Source organism: Pseudomonas sp. LS2P72 (assembly GCF_054897865.1).
Window position 1 is genome coordinate 2,802,743 of record NZ_CM142708.1, and the last position, 15,416, is coordinate 2,818,158.

Here is a 15,416-nt window from a genome sequence, read left to right on the forward strand (position 1 = left end):
CGTGGTAGGTTAACAGTTCTCAAACTCAGTTACGAAGCCTCATGACGTCACTTCAAACCACCGCCCGAATGCTCGACGAAACCCTGCTCGATCAGTTGTTTCGTTTCGATGGCGCCTTTCTGCGCAGCACCTGCCGACTGAGCAGCCACGTCGAAGGCCGTGGGTTGATTGAGTTTCGTGATCCGCAAACCTGCACTGACCTGTTGAGTCTTTACGCTCACTACTATCCCGCTGCGCCTCGGGCTGCACTGGTGTCGCAATGGTCGATGGACTTGATCTGCGTGACGCTGGCCTTACCGCTGGCCGCCGCTGCGCAGCATCTGCGTTGTATCGTGCATGATCCTCATGTGGCGCTGGAAAACGGAATGCCCGTGGCTCAGGTGTTTGCTGCCGGTGAGGTGCTGCCATTGAACAATCCGCTGGCCTTCGCGCAGCACCTGTTGACCGAAGAAATGGCGCCTCTGGTGCAGGCACTGGCCAGCGCCGGGCGGGTGGCCCAGCGCTTGCTATGGAACAACGTGGCGGCCGCCATCGATGTCGCACTCGATTACTTCCAGATGCCGCACGCACCACAATGGCGTGACCATCTGTTCCGGGAGCGGCACTGGGCCGATGGCACGCGCAATCCGCTCTACGGCTTCCTGCAACTGGCTCCCGGTCCGAGCGGCGTGCCATTACTGATGCGCAAGGTGTGCTGCCTGCACCATCAATTAGGTGATGCACGCCCGTACTGCGACAACTGTCCGCTGGTGCCGGGCGCTGACATCACAGCGCCTCATCAGGCATAAGCCGCGTGCGCTTCCACCTGGGTGAGACGACCGTTCTCTACTTTCAGCACCCGGTCGGCCTGCTGGAAGTAAGCGTCATCGTGAGTGATCACGATCACGGTTTTGCCCCGGGCTTTCAGTTCCGGCAACAACTCCATGTAGAACACCCGCTTGAAGGTCGGATCCTGGTCGGCGGCCCATTCATCGAACAGATAAAACGGCTTGTCATCCAGATACGCCGACACCAGCGCCAGTCGCTTGCGTTGACCCGTGGACAGTTCCACGGTGGAAAAACGGTCATCGACAATGCTGACTTTGTGTCCTAACCCCAACGCTTTCACATAACGCGTCGCTTCGGCGGTGCGATATTCGGCGTCCGGTCCGTCGTCGCCCAACAAATGTTCGAACAGGTGGAAGTCAGCGAACACCGCGGCAAAGTGCTGACGGTATTGCTCGCGGTTGTCATCGTCCACTTCCACACCATTGAGCACCACACAACCGGTTTCCGGTGCATACAAGCCCAGCATCAGCATGGACAGCGTGGTCTTGCCACTGCCATTGCCACCCACCACAAACACCAGTTCACCCTGTTCCAGCGTCAGGTCCACCGGGCCGAGCATAAAGGGATGATCCTCATGCTCGCCGGGATAGCGGTGGCACACGCCGTTGAGCAACAGGTGCATCGGGCCTTCACTGGCGAACACATTGCCGAGCGGCGCAGCTATCCGGGCTTCGGTGCTCAGCTCCGCGTCCAGTTGGCGAATGCGGTTCAGGGCGATGCTGGCTTGACGCAGCGAGGGCAGGGCGATCATCAGGTCGGAGATCGGCCGTACCAGGTACAGCAAGGTCACGGTGAAACTGGTCAGCACGGTAATCGGTTGTGGCAGCCAGAACGGCACGATGAACAGCAGCACGCCGAGGTTGAGGTAAAACAGCAGCGTGCCGAGGTTGGCCACCACCGAATACCCGGCCATACCGCGCAGGAAACGCACGCGAAACTCGTCCGCTCCCGGACGGATGACTCGTTCGACAAAGGCCTCACCGCGGGCGTTGTTCAGCTGCAATTCCTTGCTGCCTTCGATCAGGCTACGGAAGTGCTGATACAGCACATCCTTTTGCTGGCGCACCCGTTCCAGATGGCTCAACGGCCCGCGTTCGGCCAAGTGAAACGCCACCAGGCCGACCATCAGAAACAATGCCAGAATCGCCAGCAACGACCACGACAGCCAAGCCAGGTAGGCGAAGCACGCCAGGGTCACCACAGCGTTGACGAACAGCAACGGCACCCACTCGAACGCAGCGGTAAACGTGTGCACGTCTTCGGTGAGGATCACCAGCAAACGGTGTTTGCCCATGCCTTGCAGGCGTTTGAGCGGGGTGGCGAGCAGCTTGCGCGACAAGTCGATACGCATCTGGAAAATCGCGCTTTGGGTCAGGTGCAGCAGCGACAGTTCCGAACAGAGTTTGCTCAGCAGCATGCCGATACACAGCCCGAAAAACCCCAGGGCCAGTTCCGGCAATTGCTGCGGGTTGGCCAACCCACGGTTGATCAGAATCACCAGCCCCGCACTGGCCAGACCGCCCAGTGCGCCAGTGATCGAGGCCAGCGCCAGCAGGCGTGCCGATTGGCGGTAGAGATAGAGAATCAGGTTCATGCGACGGTTTCCGTCGAGGCCATGGCCAGCGACTTGTTGAGTTGTTCATGGAAGGCGGACTGCCCGAGGATCGAGTCGTGATCGGCGGCGACCTGATGATGACAGGTTCGCTGGCTGATCGCGTCCCATTGCGCCGGCAGATTCGGGTGCTCGACAAGCGTCTGTTCGGCCCACCAGAGTTGCAGGGTGGCCTGCACGACGGGCACCGAATAGCCGCTGACCCAACGACGAGCGTCCGTCATCACATTCAAGGTCTGTTCGACATAGGCCAGCGGTGCATTGAGCCCCAGGCCGTTGGCACTCGTCCATTCCAGCAGGGCGAAACGCAATTGCTCCACGCGACCCAGTTCGGCAGTCGCCGTGCGCAGCTCCGTCAGACATTGCGCGGTGAGTCGCTGGCGGCTGTCGCTGCTCAATTCTTGCTGAACGATGGCCAGCAGCGCATCCCACGCCAGTGTTTCATCCTCGGCGTGGAATGTGCTGTCGAACAACCCCAACCACTCAACCGCTTGCCCTTGGGCCTCCAGCTGCCGGGTCAACTCCAGCGCGAGCAAGCCGCCCATCGACCAACCGGCCAAGCGATACGGACCCTGAGCCTGAATCTGGCGGATTTGCGGCAAGTATTCGCGGGCTAATGCAGCAAGGTCCTGACTGCGCAGCGACTCGGGCAGCGGAACGCCGTACACCGGCAGCTCCTTCGGCAACCCCGCGACCATCGGCATGTAATGGTGAACCCCGCCCGCTGGCTGGTGCAGGCAGAACAACGGTGTCTGTCCAGTTGCGCCGGCCTGCAAGGAAATGATCGCCGCCTGGTCGTGGGACCGGGTAATTTGTTCAGCAAGGCCGATCAACGTCGGGTGCTGGAAGATCACACTGACCGGCACCTCAATGCCGAGCGTGGCGCGCAACCTGGCGGTCATACGCACCACCAGCAGCGAATGGCCACCGAGGGCGAAAAAGTCGTCGTGACGGCCGATTACTTCAGCCTCCAACAGCTCTTGCCATACTACTGCGAGCACCTGCTCGATATGCCCTTCGGGCGCTGCGTAAGCCGCGAGACTGCGATTTGGCGCACGGGCCAGCAAGGTACGATGGTCGACCTTGCCGTTGGCAGTGCGCGGCAGTTGCGCCAGCCACTGGATATCGGCGGGAATCATGTGCGCCGGTAACAGCGCCCCGAGGGATTCGCGCACGGCACTGGCCTGAAGTTGAGTGGCCGATTCGATGAACGCACGCAAGCTCGGTTCGGTCTGAGTGGTGTCCAACAAGACCACCGCCAGTTTGGCGGCGCTGACGTTGCATAGCGCGGTTTCGATTTCGCCCAACTCGATACGGTAACCGCGCAGTTTGATCTGTGAGTCGGTGCGCCCGAGGAACAGTAGTTGTCCGTCCAGGTCCTGCCAGGCGAAATCGCCGGTGCGATACAGGCGTTGGCCGTCGAGGGATGGATGACTGGCCTGGATGAATTTCTCGGAGGTCATCTGCGGCAGGCCCAGATAACCTTCAGACAGTCCCGGTCCGGCAATGTGAATTTCACCTTTGAACCCTCGGGCCACGGGGGCGCCGTCGCTGTCGAGCAAATACATCCGGGTGTGGGCAATGGCGCGGCCGATGGGGACGTACCCCGCGTTCTGATCGGGTTGGCAGAGAGCGACGGTGCTCCACACCGACGCTTCCGTCGGTCCGTATTCGTTGTAGAGCTGCGCGTCGGGTTGGCGCCGATAGTGGCTGTCGACCAGCGCTGGCGGGCAGCTTTCACCGGCGACAATCGCGGTGTTCAATGGGCTCGGGAAATCGCCCAACTCGTCCAGGATCAAGGCGTACAACGAAGGCAGTGCCAACAGGTGCGATACGTCGTGGCTGCGGATCAGACGGGCCAGTTGCAGCGGATCTTTCTGTTCGGTTTCGCTGGCCAGGTGCAGGCAACCGCCCTGGGCCAGGCTCCAGAACAGCCCGGCAATGGAGCTGTCGAAGGCGAACGACGACAGCAACAGGAAACGTTGCACCGGCTGCGGATACCCTGCCAGCCGCGCCGCCAGCGAATGCAGGGCGTTGGCATGGCTGATGACCACGCCTTTGGGCTGGCCAGTACTGCCAGAGGTGTAAATCAGGTAGGCCGGCTGATCCCGCGAGACGGTCGGCTCCTCCCGCAACGGCACCGCCGGCATCGCTTGATCAATCGCCATCGCGCTCGGTTGCCAGTCCGCCGGCAGGTCTTGCACGCGAGCGTGATGGGTCAGCACCAGACGTGCCTGGCTGTCGCGCAGAATATGCTCGATGCGCTCGGTGGGGTAGGCCGGGTCGATCGGTACGTAGCAGGCGCCGGCGCGCAGGATAGCGACCAGCGCCACCACTGCATCGATGTCGCGCGGCAGGAAGTGCGCGATCCGCGCACCGGGTTCCAGGCCCTGAGCAAGCAATTGCTGGGTGAGGGCCGTGACGCGATGATCCAGCTCGGCATGACTCAAGGTGCCGCTTGGGCCAGTGACCGCCGGGCGCTGAGCGTTGGAGGCCGAGCCTTGGGCGAAACAGGCAGCCAGGTTGGGCAGGGCAAAAGTGGCGGCATAAAGCTGTTCTTGCGTCGGGCTCAGGGTCGGCGAAGTGGCCAATGCGCCGGTCACCCGTTGTTGCTCGGCGGCGCTGCAAGTAGCCAGTTGGCTCAGGCTGGCGGCCGGTTCACGCAGGCTATGCTCGATCACGCTCAGCAACTGCTCGGCGAGGAGCTCGACATGGGCTGGTGAGTAGAGCGCGGCATCAAAATGCAGTGACAGACCACTGGCCGAACGCGGCTGGTATTGCAACAGCAACGCACAATCAGCGCTGACACTGTCAGCCTGTTCGATCTGCCAACCGGCATCGTTCAGCGCACTGTGCGGCACGACTGCGAGTTCGCGATAACCCACGCCGGACAACGACGGCACATTGCTCAAGTGGCTCGGGTAGCTGTCCCGGGCATCGTTGAGCAGGCCAACGCGCTCGGTCAGTTGCTGGCACAACGCGGCAAACGACAGTTCGGGCGCGGTGTCGAGCGTCAGCGGCAACGGCTCGGAAAACAGGCCGAGGGCATCACCCAACACGTCCGGACGCGCCTGATTCTCGTAGGCCAGCGTGAGGCGTTCGGCCTCGCTGTAGCGTTGCCACAGGGTGACCCAGGCGGCGAGCACGATCGTGCCGGGGCTTCCGCCGTGGTTGGCCGCTTGCTGATCGAGGCGTTGCAGGGTGGCGTCGTCGAACGACAGTTGCATCCGCGCCATTTCGACAATTCTGGTAGCCGGATTCTGCCGCTGCCAAGGCAAAGGCACATCCGCGACCATTGCATTGAACTGCTCATCCCAGAACTGTCGGCCCTGGTCGTCCACCGACTCCAGGCGCCACGCCGCATAGTCGGCGTATTGCAGCGGCGGCTCTTGAGGTGCTGTTTGCAAATAGCCCAGCGCCCATTCTTCGCCGAGGTAGCCCAGGCTGGTGCTGTCCAGATGCAAGGCCGGCAGGTGCAAGGTCGCTGACTGAGTATCTACGTGCAGCTCGATGCCCAGCGCTTGCCAATCATCAACCGAATCGTCGATCACCTGCATCGGCAGCGACAGCCCCGGCAGTTGTTGATAACGGGTACGCAGGATCTCGTGGCGTTGCATCAACGCCAGCAAACTGTTTTTCAGTCGTGCGCTGTCCAGCGGTTGCCCGCTGCGAATGCGCAGTGTGGCCCGCTGCGCTGACGGAGCCAGACGAGTTTGTTGCAGGCGCCACAGGTGCGACTGTTGTGGCGACAGCTCGAAGCCTTCGAACGGCGCGTCTTCGTGAGTCTGAGTCATGCTGAGACCTGTGCAAAAAAGTGGGACATGAGCGTCCATTGGCCGATGACCATCATTGTTCGGCATCCTTCACAACACTGCGGCGACGAGCCTGGCCCAGAGTGCTTTGACGCGCGCTGCCGGCTTCACGCAGCGCAGCTTGAGCCAGCTCGCGGCGGGTCTGTTGCAGTTGATTGAGTGACACCAACAACTGAGCGACGCTGGTGTCAGCGTTCAGCACAAGTTGTTCCAGCAGGCAAACAAACAGGCTGTCGAACAGTTCGATGTAGGCACTGGCGTAACGTCCGGTGTCGTAGTCGTAAACCACCAGCAAGCCTTCGCCGTCATCCACGACGTTGATCAGCAAGTCCACATCCGAAGCTTGCGGCTCAAGTTCCCGCTCGCTGATCGCCAGACCCGGCAAATGCAGGTCTTGCTGACGGGTGTTCTGCACCACCAGTTTGACCTGGAAGAACGGCGTAAAACGCGCGTCCCGCTGTGGCAGCAGGTCGGCCACCAAGGCGTCGAACGGCAAATCCTGATGGGCAAAGGCATCCAGCGCCACGCGGCGGGCATCGCTCAGCAATTGATCGAACGTCTGCTGCGGCGCTACGCGGCAACGCAGCACCAACTGGTTGACGAAGAAGCCGACCATGTCTTCGGTCTGTTGCTGATGACGGTTGGCAATGTCGGTGCCGACCAGCAGGTCTTCGCGTCCGGTCTGCTGATGCAGCAACACGTTCAGCGCGCTGTGCAACACCATGAACGGCGAAGCCTCGCGAGCCGTCGCCAACTCGCCGATGGCCCGGGCGAGCGACGTCGGCAGGCGACGGCGATGCCGCGCACAACCCCCGTGATCGCGAGTTTGAGCGCCCGGCAACAACAGCGGCGCCGGGCTGGCTTGCAACTGCTGCCGCCAGTAGGCCAGCTGTTGCTGCCAGACCGGGCCCGGCAGGTGCGTGCGTTGCCATACGGCGAAGTCGGCGTATTGCAGGGCCGGGGTGTCGATGCGGGCAGCGGTGCTGCCGAAGCCGATGTAGTCGGTGGCCAGTTGGTCCACCAATTGCGCAATGGACCAGGCGTCCACCGCAATGTGATGCATGGCAATGGCCAACACATGAGTCTGCGCGTCCAGTTTCAGCAACCGCGCGCGAATCAATGGCGCCTGCGTCAGGTCGAACGGTTGGCCGAAGACCTCAGCCAATTGCGCCTGGATAGCCGGCTCCTGTTCCTGCACCGAGACCGCTTGCAGATCGGCGACCGGCAAGGCAAACACCTGCGCCGCTTCAATCCGCTGCCAGGGTTCACCGTGATCGCTGTGCACGGTGCTGCGCAATACTTCATGCCGGGCGATCAATTGTTCGAACGCCAGGCGCAAGGCCTCGACATTTAGCGCCCCGGTCAAGGTCAAGGCGAACGGAATGTTGAAACCGCTGGAGCCAGGGTTCAGTTGCTCAAGGAACCACAGCCGCTGTTGAGCGAACGACAACGGCAGCGGTTGCGAACGGTCTGTCGCGATGATCGCGGGCAGGGCCAAGGGTGCCGCCTGCAAACGGGCGCTGTCGATGGCGCGGGCCAGGTTTTCCAATACCGGATGATCGAAGACTGCACGCAGTGGCAGGTCCACCGCGAGTTGGCTGCGAATCCGCGAGACCACCAGCGTCGCCAGCAACGAGTGTCCGCCGAGGGCGAAGAAGTTGTCGTCAGCACCCATCGTCGACACGTTAAGAATCTGCGCCCATATCGCGCCCAGTTGCCGTTCGGTGTCGCTGCGCAGCGGCCGTTGCTCGCTCAGGTCGTTGCTGTCCAGCGCACGTGCGGTCAGCCGTTTGCGATCGACCTTGCCGTTGGCGTTCTGCGGCAGTGCGTCCAGCTGTTGCCAATGCGCCGGCACCATGTACGACGGCAAGCGTTGGCTCAGCCATTCGCGCAGCACCGCCACCGGCGTGTCATCGCCGGTCCAGTAGGCGACCAGTTGCAAGTCGCCACGTTGGTCGGTGTTGACGATCACGGCCACGGCTTGCACGGCGGAATGACGTCCCAGATGATCTTCGATTTCCCCCAGTTCGATGCGGTGACCGCGGATTTTCACCTGCTGATCACGGCGACCGAGGAACTCGATCACTCCGTCTGCACGCCAGCGACCCAGGTCACCGGTGCGGTAGAAACGCGCGCCGGGTTCGAATGGATGTGCGACGAACGCAGCCAGGGTTTTCTCCGGATCGTTCAGGTAACCACGACCGACGCCGACGCCACCGACGCAGATTTCCCCCGGCACGCCCACTGGCACTGGTCGCAACGCGGCATCCACCAGGTACAGATGATTGTTGGCGGTCGGCCGGCCAATCGGCATGGCGTTGCCGCCTTCTTCCGGCACAGCGGTCAGCGGGTGGAACGCCACGTCGTCCGAGCATTCCGCCGGACCATAGGCGTTCATCAGCGGCACATGGGCAAAGCGGCTCAGCCAGGCCTGGGCCAGCGCTGGAGGCAGGGCTTCGCCAGTCGGCAGCAACCAGCGCAGCGCCGACAGTTGCGTGTCGGTGCTGGCGAGGTCGAGTAGGGCACGGATCATCGTCGGCACGGCTTCGAGCACTGACAATTGTTGGTGCTCGAGCGCTTCCAGCAGTCGCTCCGGATCGTGGGCGATTACGTCCGGCAGAATGTGCACGGTGGCGCCAAGGATCGGCGCGGCGAGGAACTGCCAGACCGAAATGTCGAACGCCGGGGAGGCGGTCTGGGCAATCCGGTCTTCGCTCGACAGGCCCAGGGTCGGCACCTTGCCGAAGATGTTGTTGAGCATGCCCCGTTGCTCGACCATGGCTCCTTTGGGCGTGCCGGTGGAGCCTGAGGTGAAGATCACGTAAGCCAGATCATCAGGGCTGCCAGCCACGTTCAGTGGCGTTGCATCGCCCGCCATCCATAGGGCTTCGGTGCGCAGGCGGCGCGGGGTCGCGGTGCTCGCGGCCAGTGCCGGGTCGATGACCGAGTCGGCACTGTCACTGGTCAACAGAATCGTCGCCCCGGACAGTTCGAGAATTTCGCTCAGGCGCTGAGGCGGATGCTTGATGTCCAGCGGCAGGTAGGCCGCGCCAGCCTTGAGCACGGCGATCATCATGCTCAGCAATGGCAGGCCGCGTTCAGCGGCCAGCGCCACCAGCGTGTCGCGACCGGCCCCGGTTTCGATCAGCGCCCGAGCCAGTCGGTTCGAACGCTGATCCAGTTCGGCGTAGCTCAGGCTGTCGGCACCACACACGGCAGCACTGCGCTGCGGATGCTCCGCCACTTGTCGGGCGAACAGTTCGGCGTAGGTTTGATCCAGCGGGAAGTCCAGTTCACTGCGGTTCCAGTCCACCAGCAGGGTCTGGCGTTCATCCGGCGTCAACAACGACAGTGAGGCCAGTGGTGCGTCAGGCTGGGCGACCATTTGCGTGAGCAACTGACGCAAATGGCCGAGCATGCGCTGTACGGTGTCGGTGTCGAAACGCGCGGCGTCGTAAGTCAGGCGAATGCCCAGACGATCACCAGGATAGAGCACCACGGTCATCGGGTAGTTGGTGTGCACGCGGTCTTCGTAGATGTCGACGTTGAAGTCGACCTGACGATCAGACAGACCTGCGTCGAACGGCGCGTTTTCGAACACCACCAGGCTGTCGAACAGCGAGCGACCGTGCTCGATTTCACTCCAGCGCTGAATGTCCACCAGCGGTGCATGCTCGTAGGCGCGCAACTCGTAGTTGTGCGCGAACAACGCTTGTAGCCACGGCACCACGGTTTGCGAGTCGTCAACCTTGACCCGCAGCGGCAGGCTGTTAATGAACAACCCAACGATGTCTTCCACGCCCGGCAAATCGGTCGGACGTCCCGACACCGTAACGCCGAACAGCACGTCATCGCTGCCGCTATAGCGGGACAACAGCAAAGCCCAGGCCCCCTGAATCCAGGTGTTGGGCGTGAGCTGGTGTTGTTGGCACAACGCGGTCAGGGCACGGGTGTCGGCAATCGACAGGGTGACGTCCAGGTTGGCCACCGCTTCGACCGCCTGCTCGGTCACCGCCGGACGATCCACCACCAACGGCGTCGGCGCGCTGAAACCAGCCAGTTCGCGGGTCCAGAATTGTTCGGTGATGGACGTGTCCTGACATTGCAGCCAATGGATGTAATTGCTGAACGAGGGCAGCAACGGACGCGCCACAGGCTGGCCAAGTACGCGGGCCTGGTAATGGGCGAACAGGTCGGCCATCAACAGGCCGAAGCACCAGGCATCGGTCAGGATGTGGTGGAAGCTGCGCACGATCAGGAATTCCTGATCGGCCACCTGGAACACCCGAAGGAAGGTCAGCGGCGGGCGGCGCATGTCGAAACCCTGCCGGCATTCGGCGTCCAGCACGGCGTCCAGTTGACGCTGGCGGCTCGCTTCGTCGAGGTGCCGCCAGTCGTACCAGGCGAAGGCCGGGTCGGTGTCGTGGTAGACACATTGCAGCGCGGCCTTGCCGTCCTGCCACCAGAAACCGGTGCGCAGCATCGGGTGCCGGGCCAGTTGCTGCGCCCAGGCGAATTCGATGGCGCTGCGGTCCAGTTCGCCGTCCCAGCGATAACGTTGTTGCATCAGGTAGATGCCGCTGTTGGGACGTAGCAGGGTGTGCAGCAACATGCCTTCCTGCATCGGCGACAGGGGCAGCAAGTCGTCGATGCCGGCCCAGTCGAAGTTAGCACCCAAGGCCGTGAGGTCGTGACCGGCGGCGCGGCACAACGGGAACGCGTGGGCCCCCGGGATGGCTTGCTCGGCGTCGGCAGCCAGCAGGGCCAGACGCTGCTCCAGTGCCTCGGCCCAGTGGTCTGCGCCTGGGCCACGGCAATCGATTTGCAGTTGACCGTGTTGCAGGCTGACGGACAGGGTCAGCCCGGCGCCATCGATTGGCGCGCTGGCCGCGATGACCTCGCCCAACGGCCCTTCAAGGGCTTGCCATTCGCCGGCCATGACAATATGCACGGTTGGCTGCGGCAGGCTCAGCAGCGGTTCGCGCAAGTAGTCGTTGTCGGCCAGGTAACGCAGCACGCCGTAGTCGTCACCGGTGTGCGGGGCGGCAGCCAGTTGCGCGTCGACCTGTGCAAGCAATTGCGCGGCGTTGGCGCCAGGTGTCACGTTCAAACGCAGCGGAACGGCATGGCTCAGCGCACCGATCACCGTCGCCGGGTTGAAGTCGGTACGACTCAGCGCACTGCTGAGCGGCAGACGGGCCCGCTCGCAGCGACCGCGATCCAGGGTCAGCCAGACGTCCTGTTCGGCACTTTGTTGCGCCAGTTCCGCAGCGACAGCGGTGGCCACCAGTGATGCCCAAGGCGCGTGGCTACGGCGTTGCAACAGGTTCAGACGGGCGCTGAGTGACGGCGAAATCTGTACGCGGCTTTCAGTGGCTAGGCCATCCGGGTGTGGGGCGGACGGTAGGGTTTCACCGGCGTATTGCAGCCAGTATTCCCAGGCCGATTCCAGCTCGTCTTCATCGCGGGCACAAAGGTTTTGATGCTCGGCCCATTCATCGAGATGGCCACCGTGACGCGGCAATTCAATCGTACGATCGTATTGCGCTTGAGCCACGGCCAGCGCCAGGTCAGTCATCAACAATGCCCAGGAAGCAGCATCCAGGCGCAGCGCATGGGCGACCAACAACACCGCGTCGCGCTGTTCCGACAGGCAGGCGTGCCAGCCTTCGCCCGCCGCGTGATCCAGTGTGGCCAGAGTGCTTTCGGCCAGTGCGCTCAGGTTGTCAGTGTCTAACGGCTGACGGCTGGCACTGACCGGTTTCAGTGTGCTCGGCAGGGTTTGCACCCAGCTTCCGTCCGGCTGTTGGGTCAGGCCCAGTTGCAGTGCGCGGTGTTGCTGTTGCAGAGCCTGCACGGCGCGGTTCAGCACTTCGAGGCTGATCGGCGTATTCAGCGCCACGCAGCGCCAGTCCGCCACCAACGGGCCAACTTCGAGACGGGCGTGTTGACCTGCGGTCAACGGAACATTGCGCGCAGCGCTGGTGGTGTCGCGGCTGTAGTTCGCGCCTTGGCTGATGACCGCCGAAATTTCAGCGATGGTGCGGTTTTCGAACAACTGCTTGGGGGTCAGCTTCATGCCGCGCTGGTGAGCACGGGCAATGATTTGCAGGTTGAGAATAGAATCGCCGCCCAAGGCGAAGAAGTTGTCGTGGATCCCCACGCGCTCGACCCGCAACACGTCCTGCCAAATCTCGGCGAAGGCGATTTCCACCGCGTCACGCGGGGCTTCGTAATTGTCCTGACGGGTAGGGGCATCGGGCAGTGGCAGGCGAGCGATGTCCGGTTTGCCGTTAGCGTTCAGCGGGATCGCATCCAGTGCGATGAAGTCCGCCGGCACCATGTAATCCGGTACGCGCAGGGCCAGGTCATAACGCAGTTTGTCCACCGACATTGAGGTGCTGGCCACCAGCCAGGCAATCAGGCGCGGCGTCTCGTTGGCCGGTTGCACGACACGGACCAGCACTTGCTGAATGTTGCTCGACAGGCGTTTGATTTGCGCTTCGACTTCGCCCAGCTCAATGCGGTAGCCACGCAATTTGACCTGGTTGTCGACGCGCCCGAGGAACGCCAGTTCACCGGATTCCAGCCAGCGCACACGGTCGCCGGTGCGGTAGGCGCGGGGCAGGTCGGCAACGGCGGTAAAGCGTGCGGCGGTTTGCACCGGATCGCCCAGGTAGTCGATGGCCAGGCCTTCGCCACCGACCCACAATTCACCCGGCACACCGACCGGCACGGTGTGACCGTGGCTGTCGAGTACCCGCAGTCGCCGGTTCGGTTGCGGATGGCCCAGCGGTTGTACGCCGGTCAGTGGCTGCTCGATGCGCGACAGGCAAATGCCCACGGCGCTTTCGGTTGGGCCGTAGTGGTTGTAGACCGCGAGTTCCGGGCGCAGCGCACGGACAGTGTCCAGCAGCGAGCCGTGTAGCGCTTCGCCGCCGAGCAACAAGGCGCGGCGCGGCAGCAGACGCACGTCAGGATGCGCGGCGAGCAGACCGTGCAGGTGGTTGGGCGTGAGCTTGACCAGGTCCGGGGTGAAGTCGGCAAAGCACTGGGCCAGGGCGTTCGGGTCAGCGCGGGTGTCGTCATCTACCAGCAGCAGGCTGCCACCGCTGACTAGCGCACCGAACAACTGGGTGTAACCGAGGTCCGCCGCGAAGGTCGAAAGCAGCGCATGGCGCCACGGTTGTTCAGCCTCGGCACAACCCAGTTCGGCCAGAATGCCGCTGACATAAGCGACGATGGCGCGATGGGACAGGCGCACACCTTTCGGCGTCCCGGTGGACCCTGAGGTGTAGATCACATAGGCGCAGGCCTGTTGATCCACCGCTTGCAGGTCGATCCCGGTGGCGCGGGCCGAGGCTTCGATCACCTGCGCAGCGGCGGTGTCGAAGGTCGGCGTGCCGATGATGAAATCCACATCGGCACTGGCCATCAGTGCGCCCAGGCGCGAGGCCGGTTGGCCCAGGTCCAGCGGCAGGAAGCAAGCGCCGGCCTGCATGATCGCCAATAACGCGATCACTGCGTCGTTGCAACGGGGCAGCGCCAACGCGACGCGATCACCGTGTTGCACACCGCGCTGGCGCAAGGCGTTGGCCAGTCCGGTCGAGGCTTCAAGCAGCTCGCCGTAGCTCAATGCGCCATGGGCGTCGCGCACGGCTTCACGCTCGGGATGGCGGCGGGCCTGAGCGGCGATCAGTTCATGCAGCGCAGCATCGGGCACTGCAAGGGTCGCGCCGTTGCCCCAGGTGCGAGTCAGGTTCAGTTCCTGCGTCGGGCACAGCGGCACCTCGGCCAGCGGCCGATTGGCGTCGCGGCTCAGTTCGTCGAGCAGCGTTATCAATTGCTCCATCAGGCGAGTGCCGGCCGCGTCGGACAAGCGTTTGCGCTGATGCACCAAATGCAGGTGCAAACTGTCGCTTTCCATCGAAGCGATCAGTGACATCGGGTAGTTGTTACGTCCGCCGGTGTGGCGCAACGGCGCGGTGTGTTCAGCGTCCGGCAGCCCGACGAGGCCCTCGTCGATCTGATCCAGCTCCCGGGGGAACGGGAAGTTTTCGAACACCATGATCGCTTCAAACAACTCGCCACCGGGCGGCAGCGCGGTCAAGACCCGCAGACTGGCGAGCGGCGTGTGTTCATGCTCGCGCATCTCGGCGTTCCAGTCCTGGATGCCCGCCAGCCATTGGCCAACGGTCGGCGCCTCGTCCCAGCGCACCCGCAGCGGCAAGGTGTTGATGAACAGACCGACCATGCGCTCGACACCGCTCAGGCGCTGTGGACGCCCGGCCACGGTGACGCCGATCAGGGCTTCGTCGCTGCCGTTATGGCGGCCCAGCAAGTAAGCGTACGCCGCTTGCAGCAGGGTGTTGACGGTCAGGTTGTTGTCACGGGCGAAGCTACTCAGGCGCGCAGTCATTGCGGCATCCAGCACGCGCTGGTGTTCGGTGCAGGGCAGGTGCGCGTCCACGGGGTCGGCAAGCAGGCCACGCGGGTCCGACTCGGGCACGCGGGTGGTGTTGGCGAAATCCGCCAGGCGACTGCGCCAGAACTCATCGGCGGATGGGCGTTCGCTGAGGTAGGCCACGTAATCCTGGAATGGTCGCACCGCTTCCAATGCCGCATTTTGCCCGCGACGGGCCGCGCGATACAGATCGCGCCAATCCGCCAGCAGCGAACCGACGCTCCAGCCGTCGAGCAACAGGTGATGGTGCGTCCACACCAGCGACCACTGCGCTTGCCCGTTCACATCGTCCAGACGCGCCAGGGTCAAGCGCATAAGCGGCGCGGCACCCAGTTCGAATGCTTGTGCGTGATCTTCCGCCGCCAGGGCCGCCAGCCCTTGCGGGTTGCCGCGCAAGTCGACTTCGCGCAACGGCAGGTCGACTTCCTTGAGGATGACCTGATAAGCGTCGTCCAGCTCTTCCCAGAGAAACGCCGTGCGCAACACCGCGTGGCGCTGCATCAGCGCAATCCAGGCCTGGCGGAACGCGTCGAGGTCGAGCTCACCGGCCAGGCCGATGCTCATTTGCTGGTAGTAGACCCGCGACTCGGGCGCATAGGCCTCGTGGTACAGCAGGCCTTTTTGCAACGGCGTCAGCGAATAGATGTTTTCGATTTGGTCATGCATGGCAGCAGTGTTCAATCCAGAAAATCGTAGAGGC

The 15,416-nt window shown here is 63.1% G+C and carries 4 protein-coding genes; 1 reads left to right on the forward strand and 3 read right to left on the reverse strand.

Annotated elements, in window-relative coordinates; all coding sequences use genetic code 11:
* Nucleotides 1-41: 41 nt before the first annotated feature.
* The gene (gene fhuF / locus ACYZUA_RS13025; protein WP_461963395.1) at nucleotides 42-788 is read left to right on the forward strand and encodes a siderophore-iron reductase FhuF; all 747 of its coding nucleotides are present in this window, start codon (nucleotides 42-44) and stop codon (nucleotides 786-788) included.
* Here the strand turns inward: fhuF and ACYZUA_RS13030 are convergent.
* From ACYZUA_RS13030 to ACYZUA_RS13040, 3 genes are read right to left on the reverse strand one after another with little or no spacing between them, the layout of a single operon-like run.
* Nucleotides 779-2,422: a cyclic peptide export ABC transporter gene (locus tag ACYZUA_RS13030; protein ID WP_461963396.1), complete on the reverse strand. Its 1,644-nt coding sequence runs from the start codon at nucleotides 2,420-2,422 to the stop codon at nucleotides 779-781. The genes fhuF and ACYZUA_RS13030 overlap by 10 nt on opposite strands.
* Nucleotides 2,419-6,234, reverse strand: a complete 3,816-nt coding sequence (locus tag ACYZUA_RS13035) for a non-ribosomal peptide synthetase (RefSeq protein WP_461963397.1) — start codon at nucleotides 6,232-6,234, stop codon at nucleotides 2,419-2,421. Before ACYZUA_RS13035 ends, ACYZUA_RS13030 begins: the two co-directional genes overlap by 4 nt.
* A 52-nt stretch (nucleotides 6,235-6,286) precedes the next feature.
* Entirely contained in the window at nucleotides 6,287-15,382 is a 9,096-nt protein-coding gene (locus tag ACYZUA_RS13040; RefSeq protein WP_461963398.1) for an amino acid adenylation domain-containing protein, read from the reverse strand.
* Nucleotides 15,383-15,416: the final 34 nt, after the last annotated feature.

What these genes read in the sequence shown, in the direction of transcription:
- fhuF (WP_461963395.1), top strand. Translation starts at nt 42, where the DNA reads ATGACGTCACTTCAAACCACCGCCCGAATGCTCGACGAAACCCTGCTC.
- ACYZUA_RS13030 (WP_461963396.1), bottom strand. Translation starts at nt 2,422, where the DNA reads ATGAACCTGATTCTCTATCTCTACCGCCAATCGGCACGCCTGCTGGCG.
- ACYZUA_RS13035 (WP_461963397.1), bottom strand. Translation starts at nt 6,234, where the DNA reads ATGACTCAGACTCACGAAGACGCGCCGTTCGAAGGCTTCGAGCTGTCG.
- ACYZUA_RS13040 (WP_461963398.1), bottom strand. Translation starts at nt 15,382, where the DNA reads ATGCATGACCAAATCGAAAACATCTATTCGCTGACGCCGTTGCAAAAA.